Source organism: Bradyrhizobium sp. USDA 4454, from assembly GCF_054822705.1.
This window is the reverse complement of the sequence record NZ_JBTRCN010000001.1, coordinates 6,723,874-6,735,175: the sequence shown is the minus strand read 5'-3', so window position 1 is coordinate 6,735,175 and position 11,302 is coordinate 6,723,874. Positions and strand designations below refer to the sequence as shown.

Here is an 11,302-nt window from a genome sequence, read left to right as displayed (position 1 = left end):
CAGTTACGGCTCAGACTTCCCGGTACCAGTCCTGGATATTGTCGAGGTCGTTGGCCCAGCCGCTCATCACCGGGCGCAGATTGTTGGCCGCCGCGCCCACCTTGATGCGATGCATGACGGCGATCATGGCGTTGTCCTGCCAGATCAGGTCGTTGCACTTGATGTAGAGGTCGGCGCGCTTGAGCGGATCGATCTCGATTTCGGCGGCGTCGACCGCGGCGTCATAGTCCTTGTTGACCCAGCGCGGGAAATTGTTTCCCTGCCACTTGTTCTCCTTGGTCGCGACATAGCGCGAATGGTAGCGCCGCATCGACAGCGCCGGATCGGGCTGCGTCATCGGGATCTGGAACATCTCGATGTCGGCATAGAAGTGGGCGTAGGTGTCGGGGTTGGCGACGTCGGAGGAGAAGAACACCGACGCGACGACCGATTTCAGCTCCATGTCGATGCCGGCCTTCTGGCAGGCCTGCTTGACGATCGCCTGGGTCTTCTGCCGCGGTCCGTTGATCGAGGTCTGGTACAGCAGCTTCAGCTTCTTGCCGTCCTTCTCGCGGATGCCGTCGGAGCCGACCTTCCAGCCGGCCTCATCGAGCAGCGCGCTGGCCTTCTCGATCGAGAACTCCCATTTGGTGTTCTTGGAAACGAACTCCTCGGGGCCGTTCAGATAATTGGCGGTGGTTCGCCCGGCACGGCCGTAGATCGCCTTCTTGATCGAGTCGCGATCAACCAGCAGCGCCAGCGCCTGGCGCACGCGCGGATCGGACAGGATCGGATGCTTGGTCTTCATCGAGGAGCGCTCGCCGTCGACCTCGGTGTTGGGATCGGTGAAGTTGATGGCGATGAATTCGATGTCGCCGCCGACGGCGTAGATGGTCTTGCCCTTGCCGCCCTTCTCGAGGCGCAGCAGCACCTCGTCCTCGACCTGCATGTTCCAGGCATAGTCGTATTCGCCGGTCTGGATAATGGCGCGCGCCGCCGAGACCGCATCGCCGCCACCCTTCAGCTCGATCGTGTCGAAATAGGGCCGGTTGGCCATGTGGTAATCGGGATTGATCTCGCCGCGGATCAGGTCACCCGGCTTGAACTCGACGAACTTGTAGGGACCGGTGCCGACCGGCTTGAGATTGTTCGGCGCCTCGCGCGACTTGCTGCCCTTGTAGTCCGCGAACAGATGCTTCGGGATGATGCAGCCATAGGCCCCGACAAAGGCGTTGGCCCAGAACGGGGTCACCTTCTTGAACAGGATCCGAACGGTGTAGTCGTCGACCTTCTCGATCTTGTCGACGTCAGTGTAGCTGGCGCCGCTGACGGCCGCGGTTGCGGTGTCGGTGGCGTATTCCCAGGTGAAGATGAGGTCGTCGGCGGTGAACGGTTTGCCGTCATGCCATTTGACGCCCTGCTTGAGCTTCCATGTCACCGATTTGGCGTCGGCGGTCAATCCGCCGTTCTGCAGCGAGGGGATTTCGGCGGCGAGGATCGGATTGAGGTGGCCGTCGAGATCCCAGCTCGCGAGCGGTTCGTAGAAGATGCGCGAGGCGTCCTGATCCTTGGTGCCGGTGGCAAAGTGCGGATTGAGCAAGGTCGGGCCCTGCCACCACAACAGCTTCAGCGGACCGCCGCCGCCGCGCTTGGTTGGCTTGTAGGGATTGGGGCTCTGCGCCATCGCGACGCCGCCGAGGCTGAGGATCTGGTTCGCCATCGGGGCGGAGAGGCCGACGGCAATCATTCGCTTGACGAAGGCGCGGCGATCCATCCGCCCGTCCTTCACGTCCTCGATCATGCCACGCAGATTGTTGTCGAACATTGTCCCCTCGGTCCGGCTCAAATGGTATTGCGGCGGGCCGTGGAACCGGCCGCCGTGTTGGCGGCAGATGGCACACCGAATGACCGCCGAGGTCAACGCCTCCCGGGGGTCGGCGCCTAGGTCTTTTGGCTATCGCTTGTGCAGAAGTTCTCCCGGTCGCCCAGGAGTTCGGCATTTCGGCCCCAAACCGTGGCTTAGGTCCCTCGCAGCTGCGGAAAATTTGCTCGTTATCCTTTGTTCTGAGATGCTTTTTTGCCGCGCATCCGCGTTTTCCCGCGTAGTGGCAGGTTCTTCGTGTGATGCAAAGGCCTCAAAAATCGAGAGCCCCGCTTCGATCGGAACGAGGCTCCCGCCGGATTTCGCGTCGAAAAAAGAGGCCGCCCTCAGGCGATAGACATGTCCAACGGCGGTGCAACATTGGCCGGCAGCGGGCTGACATAGGGCGTTCTTGCGGTCCGCTTCTTGAGGTCAGCCTTGGCGGCCGCGATCAGCTCCGGCTCCAGCAGCGCCTTGACACCGAGACCGGCCATCGCCTTGGCGGCCTGCACCATCGCCTTGTGCGCGGCCGGGGTCTTGCCCTGCGCCACAACCTGCCAGGTGTGGAACGGGGTGCCGATTGCAACTGTCGGTGCGTGAACCTGCACGGTCGGCACCACCCAGCTGACGTCGCCGACATCGGTCGAGCCGATCAGCGGATTGCGCTTGGCATCGATCGGCACCAGGAAATCGGCCAGCGGCCGGTCGGTCGGCTCCATGCCGATCGCGTAATACACCGAGGCGATGTCCTTGTCGGTCAGCGTCGCGCGGATCTTGCCGGCGAAATCCTTGTCGGCATCGTCGAAATGCGGCGGGCCGAGATCTTCCATGATCCGGTGCAGCGTCGCTTCCAGCGGCGTGTTGGGCAGGATGTTGGAGACCGCCGAGATGATCTTCATCTCGACCTTGGTCTCGGTCATCAGCGCTGCGCCCTGCGCGATCTTGTGCACGCGCTCGACCAGCTCGTTCATGCCGGGCAGGTCGCGGGCGCGGATCGAATAGCGCACGCGGGCATGGGCCTGCACCACGTTGGGTGCAATGCCGCCGGTGTCGAGCAGCGCGTAATGCACCCGGGCATCGCTCGGCATGTGCTCGCGCATGTAGTTGACGCCGACATTCATCAATTCCACCGCATCGAGCGCGCTGCGGCCGAGATGCGGCGAGGCAGCGGCATGCGAAGTTCGCCCGGTGAAGATGAAATCGGCGCGGGTGTTGGCGAGCGACGGCGTCACCGCGACTTCCCAGAAGCTGTGCGGATGCCAGGTGATGGCTATGTCGGCATCCTCGAACGCGCCACAGCGCACCATGAAGGCCTTGGCCGCGCCGCCTTCCTCGGCGGGACAGCCGTAATAGCGCACCCGGCCCGGCGCCTTGTTGGCGGCGAGCCAGTCCTTCACCGCGGTGGCGGCGAGCAGCGCGGAGGAGCCGAGCAGATTATGGCCGCAGCCATGGCCGTGGCCGCCGCTCTCCACCGGGCGGTGCTCGGCGATGCCGGCCTCCTGGCTGAGGCCGGGCAGGGCGTCATATTCGCCGAGGAACGCGATCACCGGACCGCCTTCGCCCCATTCGCCCATCACCGCGGTCGGAATGTCGGCGACGTTCTCGGTGATGCGGAAACCCTGATGGCGCAGTTCGGCCAGATGTTCGGCGGACGACCGCGCCTCGGTGTAGCAGACCTCGGGCATCGCCCAGACCCGGTCGCTCAATTCGATGAAACGCGGCTTGATCGCGTCGACGCCGCGCCAAACATCACTACGGTTGTCCATTTGCTCCGATCCTCGAGTAAGGCAATCTGAAGCGCGAAACGCTAGCAGTTTGCCGTGGAGCCGCCTAGCGTGTGCCGACAGACCTGCTTTTCCGAAAGTCACGTCTTGGTGTGCAGAAATATTTCTGCGTCAGGCGGCGCTGAGCCGCTCCAGGCCCTTCCAGTCGAAGGCGATGCCGTGTCCCGGCCGATCCGGCGCAATCGCCATGCCCTGCTCCAGAACTAGCGGATGCTCGATGTAACGATCAAGGCCGAAACCATGCGCCTCGAGATACGACCGGTTCGGGCACGCAGCCAGCAGATGCACGGTGATGTCATGTGCGCCATGGCTGGTTACCGGGATGTTGAAGGCCTCGGCGAGCCGCGCGATCTTCATGAAACTGGTCACGCCGCCGCAATTGGTGACATCCGGCTCGGCATAGGACAGCGCGCCGCCGGCAATATAGGACTTGAACTCCCATAGGCTGCGCAGATTCTCGCCCGCCGCGATCGGCACGCCGCCGGCTTGCAGGATGCGGGCGTGACCTGCGATGTCGTCAGGTATGGTTGGCTCCTCAAGCCAGGTCAGGTCGAACGGTTGCAGGGCGCGCGCGGCGCGGATCGCTTCCTCGACGCTCCATTTCATGTTGGCGTCGGCCATCAGCGGAAACCCGTCGCCGAGATGGCCGCGCATCGCTTTCACGCGTGCTACGTCGGATGCGAGCTGAGGGCGGCCGACCTTCATCTTGATGGCGCGAAAACCCTTGGCAAGATTGTCGTCGGTCTGCTTGAGCAAGCCATCCAGCGCCAGATCGAGATCGATGCCGCCGGCATAGCAGGGCACGCGGCGGTCGAAGCCGCCGAGCAACCGCCACAGCGGCAGCGACGCCCGGCGTGCCTTGAGATCCCACAGCGCGATATCGAGTGCGGACAGCGCAAGCACCGCCGGCCCGCCGCGGCCGCCATAATGCAACGCCCACCACACTTTGTGCCAAAGCTGCTCGGTGTCGTCGGCCTCCATCTCGCGCGCGATGTCGGGGATCTCGCGGCGCAGGATGTCGGCGACGGCGCCGCCATTGCGGCCCACCGTGTAAGTATAGCCGGTGCCCTCCGCGCCCTCGGCGTCGCGGACGCGGATCGTGACGAGCTCGAATGCCGTGATCTCGCCATGCGTACTGTCGCTCAACACCACCGGAAGCGGGATCTTGTAGAATCCGATGCTGAAGTCCTTGAGGATGGCCACGCCGGAACTCCTTGTCGTCGCGATGCAATGATCGACGCGACCTAGAATTCCAAAACCCATTGAACGCTGCAACCGTTTCCGGTGGAATAGCTGCGTTGAGGGATCATCTTGTCTTAGCCGGGCGCGCGCCTTTGTGCATGCTCCGTGCCGCGCTCAGTCGCGCTTTTTCGGCTTCTCCCGTCCCGCGCGCTTCAATGCGCGATCGATCAGCGTGCAGACCCGGCGCTGCGCCAGCAGGTCGAGCCGCGCGCGCGTGACGCCCTGCCTGGTCTTGCCGTCGATCTCGAATGACCAATTCCAGAGATCGGGTTCGATATTGGCGAGTGAGTATTCAATGTCCCGGTGACGATAGATCAGCTTCTTCATGCCGCTTCTTTTTGTGAGCTGAGCTTGCATAGCCAGATCGGCAACGCGTCAGTATCCGGTCGACTACTTACGCATTTGGTCTAAGCCTGGTCCGCAAGGCGGAATTTTCGCAAAGCTCGCGCAGATCATGTCGCGAGAATGCGAGTTATGCCACACATGGTGCGACACATTCACCGTCGTCCCGGGCTTGACCCGGGACCCATAACCACAAGGTGAAATTGTTGTGTGACGCCGTGGCCCCAGCGAAATCCGCTACACAGGGCGGTGGTTATCGGTCCCTTGCTTTCGCAGGGACTACGCGAGGAGAAACCGCGCCTGACCATCGATGACCCGCAGCCATCCCTCACAAATTAATCACCCCGCGGCGCGCGGCATGCGCGACTGCGTCGGTGCGGCCGGTGGCGTCGAGCTTGTCGAGCAGGGAGCCGACATGAAACTTGGCGGTGTGGACGGAAATCCCGAGCCGCTGCGCGATCATCTTGTTAGATGCGCCTTCGGCCAGCAGCGCCAGCACGTCGAGTTCGCGCGGCGTCAGCTCGAAGTCGCCGCCACCCGCGGCCTCGCGGTTGCGCGCGACGACTGCCGCTGTGGCCGGCTCGCCCGGTGCGGCAAGCCGCAGGCCGGCGACGCTGCCGAGCAGGGTCGCCAGCCGGTCGGCCAGCACGGGATCGTCGATCTCGAGCGCGATGACGATATCGGAGGCAGGCTCGCTGCTCACGTCTCGGGCCTCTCGCCGACCGTCACCTTGAAGCTCAACGGCTCGCCGCCGCGATGCACCGTCAGCTCGACGCCGCTGCCGACACTCTGCGGCCCGAGGCCGCGCGACAGCGCCCGCACGCCGGACAGTTTCTTGCCGTTGACGGCGACGATCACGTCACCCTGGCGGATGCCGGCGGCAGCCGAGGGCCCGGCCTTGTCGACATTCATCACCATCGCGCCGAGGCCGTCGTCGAGCCGGATCGGCTGCAACCCGACGCCCAGATATCCGCGCGCGATGCGGCCGCTCTTCTCGAGCTGGGCTGCGACCCGCTCGATGGTGACAGACGGAATCGTCAGCACGCGGCGCGGGCCGAGCACGGCCATGCCGAACGGCTCGCCCGCGGCATTCAGCGCCAGCCCGCCCTGCTGGCTGTGCCGCAGCCGGACGTCGAGCTCGATCCGCGCGTCGATCTCGCCGCCGCGCAGGCTGCGCCAGGACGGGCCCGACAGCGCGACCATGCCGAGCCGCGCGCTTGCCGCGCCGCGGTCGGCCGCGACGATCACCGCGAGCGATCCGAGCGGCGGGATTTCCGTCGACAGCTTGACCGGCGCGACATCGCCATCGACGCGCAGCAAGGCGATGTCGGTGGTGTGGTCGCGTCCGGCGACGGTGGCCGGCTTGCGGCTGCCGTCGGCGAACTGGATTTCGATCTCGCCCTCGTCGGCGAGCGCCTCGTCGGCGGTGACGATAAGGCCCGACTTCCAGATGAAGCCGGATGCACGGGCGCGATGCGAATCTACGGAGACGATCGCGGGCGCAGCGCGCGCGATGGTGTCCGCAAGGGCTGATGACAGCGAGGCGAGAATGTTCGGTTCGGTCATGGGAAACTCCGTTGGCTTCCCTCAATCTGGAATGATGCGGCTGGCTGCGAAACTGGCCGGATGGGCAGGGCCGGGACGCGCCGATCGGAACTGCCGCTCAGCTCAGCCGCTGCAGGGTCGCCTTCGGACTCTCGCCGAACTTGGTGCGATAGGCGCTCGCCATCCGGCTCAGATGGGTAAAGCCGAGGTCGAATGCAATATCGACGATGCGTTCGCCCGGCCGCGCCGTCTTGAGGCGGGCGTTGAGATGGGCGAGGCGGATGTCGAGCAGCATCTCGGAGACCGTGGTGCCGAAGTGGCGGCGGAAGCCGAGCTGCAGCGCGCGGATGCCGGTGCCCGCGATCTCCGCAAGCTCGGCGAGATCCAGCGGCTCGGTCGCGCGGCTCTCCAGATAGGCGCGCACGCGCTTCAGCGCCGCGGGCTGGGCCTCGGTGCGGCCGTTGAAGACACCGATCGCCGAACTCAGGCTGTGGCGCTGCTCGTTGAGCAGGGCGTTGAGAAACTGCTCGCGCCAGTCGGCTGCCGCGAGCGCAGACAGCGTGCGGCGTGGCCCGAGCTGCTCGGCTGTCGTCACGAGATGTTCGATCCTGGCCGAGAGCGTTTGCCCGAGCGGTCCGTTCAGCGCGACGGCGGGATCGAACTCGACCGGCCGGACCGCCACGCCGCCCAGCGCGGCGGCGCGATGCTCGACCAGCTTGCGATCGAGCAGCACGATGAGCTGGGCGCAGTCGCCGCGCCAGGTCATTTCGGTCGGAATGGTGGGCGACAGCAGCGAGGCGCAGTGTTGCGGCTCGGTGGTCAGCTCGCGCGCGGCGGTGCGCACCGAGGCTGAGCCGGACAGCGGCATCTGCAACAGGAAGAAGCGGTCCAGGCAACCGGGATTGATCGCGACCGATCCGCCATAGGCGACATAGTTGACGGAGAAGCCGTCGAAATCAGCGCAATTGTGGTGTGCGGAGAAATCGCGCTCGGAATGGTCGACCGGCGTCAGATCGTGCGGACAGAAGATACGGCCGATCGCTTCGGCCGCGTCGTCGACCCGCGCGGTCGCGACGCGCGCGAAATCCGTCAGCCTTGCCTTTGCAGGATTTACCCGGGCAGGATTTGCCCTTGCCGAAACCTCGTTGCCAACAGCAGTCACGCCGGCCGTCCGAGTTGTTTGAGGTCTAAAATATCTGGCAGCGTAATCCATTCGCCGGCAAAGGGGAACGCTGTTTTGTCGCGCAAACTGCCCGATCGGCGCGCAGGGGATGCGACCCCCTTGGGCAGAAGGCGCTCCCGCATTGCAGCATGATCGTATCAGGTGCGGATTCGTTTATCGGCTAGACAGCCCCACCGGCTGGCGACAGGCTCCGTGTCCGCAAGACGCATCCACACTGGAGAGGCTGCCATGGGCACGCTCGAAAAAGGCATTACCCGCACCGGCACCGGCTACGGCGGCAAGACCTGGAATATCCTGGGCCAGGTCTATTACCCGAAGGCGGTCACCGACTCGACCTTCGCGTTCGAGACCAACAGCGATCCCGGCCAGTTCGTGCCGGTGCATGTCCACCCGACCCAGGACGAGTTCATCCTGGTGCAGGAAGGCGTCCTCGATCTCAAGCTCGACGGCGTCTGGGTGCAGGCCAAGGCCGGCGACCTCGTGCGCATGCCGCGCGGCATTCCGCACGGCTATTTCAACAAGTCCGACAAGCCGGCACGTGCGCTGTTCTGGGTGTCGCCGATGCAGAAGCTCGAGGCGCTGTTCGAGAAGCTGGACAATCTGACGGACCCCGCCGAGGTGGTGCGGATTTCAGCGCAGCACGAGGTGGATTTCCTGCCGCCGGAGGCCAACGACTAGAGCATGATCCGGACCCGGAGGGCCGCGTTAGCGCAAAGTGCGACGCGGTTTTCTGAAAAGATCATGCTCAAACAAAAGAGCTAAAGCGAGCTGACGCTACGCATGCGAAGCGGCAATCGCCGGAGGAGGCTCCGGCGATGACGGTGACGTGTGCGCCCAAGGAAAATTGGATCGGTTCATTCATCGCGGAGGCGTTTCATGGTCAAGCAGAAGCATGTGTGCGTCATCGGCGCCGGCATTTCCGGGCTCGCCGCCGGCAAGGCCTTTGCCGGTCGCGGTCACCGGGTGACCATCATCGAGCGCAGCGGCGATCTCGGCGGCGTCTGGGAGCCGGCGCGCTCCTATCCCGACGTGCAGACCCAGAGCCCGAAGGAGCTCTATCGCTACACCGACAAAGCGATGCCGGAATCCTATCCGGAATGGCCGAAGGGCCCGCAGGTTCATGCCTACCTGCGCGACTACGCGCGCAGCCATGGGCTCGACGGCGCGATGCGCTTCAATACAAAGGTCGAGGGCATGACGCGCCGGGCCGACGGCCGGCCAGGCTGGACGCTGGCGCTGCGCTCGACCGATGGCGCCACCGGCCACGAGGATTTCGACTTCGTCGCGGTCTGCACCGGGCAATTCAACGAGCCGCAGTCGCTGCCGCTTCCCGGCGAGGATGGTTTCAAGGCGCAGGGCGGCCAGATCCTGCACTCGTCACAATATGGCGACCCTGATCTTGCCAAGGGCCGCAAGGTCGTGGTGCTCGGCGGCTCCAAATCGGCGACCGATATCGCGGTGAACGCGGTCAATTCCGGTGCCAGCGAAGTCACCATCGTGTTTCGCGAGCCGGTGTGGCGGATCCCTTATTTCATCGGCGGCCTCGTCAACTTCAAGCGCATCCTCTACATCCGCGCCCAGGAGCAGATGTTCGCGAGCTGGGGCATCGGGCCGATGGCCCGCCTCGCGCATGCCGTCGCCAAGCCGTTCGTCTGGGCGAACTGGCGCGGGCTCGAGAGCATGCTGAAGATGCAGCTCAAGCTGAAGCAGTGCGGCATGGTGCCGAAGGAGCGGATCGAGGACGGCGTCAATTGCTCGGTGCCGATCGCAACCCCCGGCTTCTACCCGATGGTGGCCGACGGCCGGATCAAGGCGGTGCTCGGCACCTTCGACCATTATGACGGCAACACCATCGTGATGCGCGGCGGCCAGCGTGTCGCGGCCGACGTCGCGGTGCTCGCGATCGGCTACAAGCTCGGCGTGCCGTTCCTGCCCGCGGAGTATCAGAACAAGCTGGTCGAGCCCGACGGGCAGTACCGGCTCTACCGGCTGATCGCCAATCCCGATCTGCCCGACATGGGCTTTGTCGGCTTCAATTCGAGCTTCTGCACCGTGCTGTGCGCGGATCTCGCCGCGAACTGGCTGGTGCGCTATGCCGACGGCCAGCTCGCGCGGCAGCCGAGCGCGGCCGAGATGCATGACAACATCGCGATGATGCTGAACTTCAAACGGGTCGAGCGGCCGGCAGCGGGCGTCTATGGCGGGTTGTGCGTTGCGCCCTACCACTTCAAGCATTTCGACGAACTGCTGGCGGACATCGGCACCAAGGCGTCGCGCCGCAACCCGCTCGTCGAAAAGTTCACGCCGCCTGACGCGGACGCCTATGCGCGCTTCCTGGCGACCGCGCCCGTGTACCAGGCGGCGGTCGCCTAGCGCATAATGAGCTTTGATTGGATCGGCTTGGCGGCCTTGCTTCACCTCTCCCCATCGGGGAGAGGTCGGATTGCGCTGGCGATGCGAAGCATCGTCCAGTGCAATCCGGGTGAGGGCTCTTGCTCTCTCGATAGACCGTAATCCCTCACCCGATTTGCTGCGCAAATCGACCTCTCCCAAGGGAGAGGTGAAGCCTCGGCGCCGTTCCAGCTCCGGCTAATCCCATCATGAGCTAATCGCGGCCTGCGTCGAGGAAGGCCTGCGCCAGGCGCTCCGGGTTGGAGAAGCACAGCTCGTGGCTGCCCGGCACCTGGACCAGGCGGAACAGCCCGAGCTTCTCCGACAGCCGCGGATGCCAGGGCAGGCCATGCGGCAACGCAGTGTCCTCGGTGCAGTTGACGTAGGACTTCGCGATCGGCATCTCGGCCGGGTTGGTCCGCAGCACGATCTTGTCCTGGAAGGTCTTCAGCGGATGCGGGTTGAGCACGTCATAGGCGCGCTGCGCGGTCGCGAGGTCGGCGTCGTTGATGAACGCCTCCCGCCAGATCGGGAACGGCAGCACCACCGAGCCATCGCCGCGCTCGGCATGGATGGCGTCGAACAGGCCGACATAATGCGGCGGCACCATGTCGTTTAGGGACTCGCCATTGTTCGGCACGAACGCGTTCCAGTAGACGAGGCGGCGGATGCGATTGGCGGCGGCATCGGCGACGCCGGTGATGACCATGCCGCCATAGCTGTGGCCGACCAGCACCACGTCCTTCAGATCGTGCTCGCCAAGATAATCCACGATCGACTGGATCGCCTCGGTGAGGCCGGAGTCCTTGCGGTCGCCGGGCCGGTTGCCCTTGATGGTCGGGGTGTGGACCACATGCCCTGCCTTGCGGATCGCAGCCGCAACCGGTTCGAACTCGGCGCCGGTATGCCAGGCGCCATGGACGAGAACATAGGTCGACATGGTGTGCTTCTCCAATTGTGCTTGTTCAAGCGGTT

General features: G+C 64.7%; 10 protein-coding genes. 2 read left to right on the top strand and 8 right to left on the bottom strand.

Translation table 11 applies throughout. The annotated features are described in order from the left end of the window. Positions 1–10: 10 nt before the first annotated feature. The 7 genes from ACVIW0_RS31315 to ACVIW0_RS31285 all read right to left on the bottom strand — a co-directional run bounded on the left by ACVIW0_RS31315 (position 11) and on the right by ACVIW0_RS31285 (position 7,915). Positions 11–1,804, bottom strand: coding sequence for a peptide ABC transporter substrate-binding protein (locus ACVIW0_RS31315; RefSeq protein ID WP_461355866.1), 1,794 nt, complete (start codon positions 1,802–1,804; stop codon positions 11–13). A gap of 383 nt (positions 1,805–2,187) precedes the next feature. Beyond that, the gene (locus ACVIW0_RS31310) at positions 2,188–3,606 is read right to left on the bottom strand and encodes a M20 family metallopeptidase (protein WP_461355865.1); all 1,419 of its coding nucleotides are present in this window, start codon (positions 3,604–3,606) and stop codon (positions 2,188–2,190) included. Positions 3,607–3,735: 129 nt separating this feature from the next. Further along, positions 3,736–4,827: a mandelate racemase/muconate lactonizing enzyme family protein gene (locus ACVIW0_RS31305; protein WP_461355864.1), complete on the bottom strand. Its 1,092-nt coding sequence runs from the start codon at positions 4,825–4,827 to the stop codon at positions 3,736–3,738. Positions 4,828–4,980: 153 nt separating this feature from the next. After that, positions 4,981–5,193, bottom strand: coding sequence for a hypothetical protein (locus ACVIW0_RS31300; protein ID WP_461355863.1), 213 nt, complete (start codon positions 5,191–5,193; stop codon positions 4,981–4,983). Between the two features lie 343 nt (positions 5,194–5,536). Then, complete coding sequence (locus ACVIW0_RS31295) at positions 5,537–5,911, bottom strand: response regulator transcription factor (RefSeq protein WP_461355862.1); 375 nt, start codon at positions 5,909–5,911, stop codon at positions 5,537–5,539. Continuing rightward, entirely contained in the window at positions 5,908–6,774 is an 867-nt protein-coding gene (locus tag ACVIW0_RS31290) for a S1C family serine protease (protein ID WP_461355861.1), read from the bottom strand. The genes ACVIW0_RS31295 and ACVIW0_RS31290 overlap by 4 nt, the downstream gene beginning before the upstream one ends. 97 nt (positions 6,775–6,871) lie before the next feature. Further along, positions 6,872–7,915 carry an AraC family transcriptional regulator gene (locus ACVIW0_RS31285; protein WP_461355860.1) on the bottom strand — a complete coding sequence of 348 codons (1,044 nt, stop codon included), beginning with the start codon at positions 7,913–7,915 and terminating at the stop codon, positions 6,872–6,874. 249 nt (positions 7,916–8,164) lie between these two features. Between ACVIW0_RS31285 and ACVIW0_RS31280 the strand changes: the two genes are divergently transcribed. Together ACVIW0_RS31280 and ACVIW0_RS31275 are read left to right on the top strand one after the other, a co-directional pair. Next, on the top strand, positions 8,165–8,614 hold the full coding sequence (locus ACVIW0_RS31280; protein WP_461355859.1) for a cupin domain-containing protein: 450 nt from the start codon (positions 8,165–8,167) through the stop codon (positions 8,612–8,614). Between the two features lie 198 nt (positions 8,615–8,812). Then, positions 8,813–10,309 carry a flavin-containing monooxygenase gene (locus ACVIW0_RS31275; RefSeq protein ID WP_461355858.1) on the top strand — a complete coding sequence of 499 codons (1,497 nt, stop codon included), beginning with the start codon at positions 8,813–8,815 and terminating at the stop codon, positions 10,307–10,309. Positions 10,310–10,541: 232 nt separating this feature from the next. Here the strand turns inward: ACVIW0_RS31275 and ACVIW0_RS31270 are convergent, their stop codons facing one another. Then, a complete protein-coding gene (locus ACVIW0_RS31270) occupies positions 10,542–11,267 on the bottom strand; it encodes an alpha/beta hydrolase (protein WP_461355857.1) in 726 nt (241 codons plus the stop codon). Positions 11,268–11,302: the final 35 nt, after the last annotated feature.

What these genes read in the sequence shown, in the direction of transcription:
- ACVIW0_RS31315 (WP_461355866.1), bottom strand. Translation starts at nt 1,804, where the DNA reads ATGTTCGACAACAATCTGCGTGGCATGATCGAGGACGTGAAGGACGGG.
- ACVIW0_RS31310 (WP_461355865.1), bottom strand. Translation starts at nt 3,606, where the DNA reads ATGGACAACCGTAGTGATGTTTGGCGCGGCGTCGACGCGATCAAGCCG.
- ACVIW0_RS31300 (WP_461355863.1), bottom strand. Translation starts at nt 5,193, where the DNA reads ATGAAGAAGCTGATCTATCGTCACCGGGACATTGAATACTCACTCGCC.
- ACVIW0_RS31290 (WP_461355861.1), bottom strand. Translation starts at nt 6,774, where the DNA reads ATGACCGAACCGAACATTCTCGCCTCGCTGTCATCAGCCCTTGCGGAC.
- ACVIW0_RS31280 (WP_461355859.1), top strand. Translation starts at nt 8,165, where the DNA reads ATGGGCACGCTCGAAAAAGGCATTACCCGCACCGGCACCGGCTACGGC.
- ACVIW0_RS31275 (WP_461355858.1), top strand. Translation starts at nt 8,813, where the DNA reads ATGGTCAAGCAGAAGCATGTGTGCGTCATCGGCGCCGGCATTTCCGGG.
- ACVIW0_RS31270 (WP_461355857.1), bottom strand. Translation starts at nt 11,267, where the DNA reads ATGTCGACCTATGTTCTCGTCCATGGCGCCTGGCATACCGGCGCCGAG.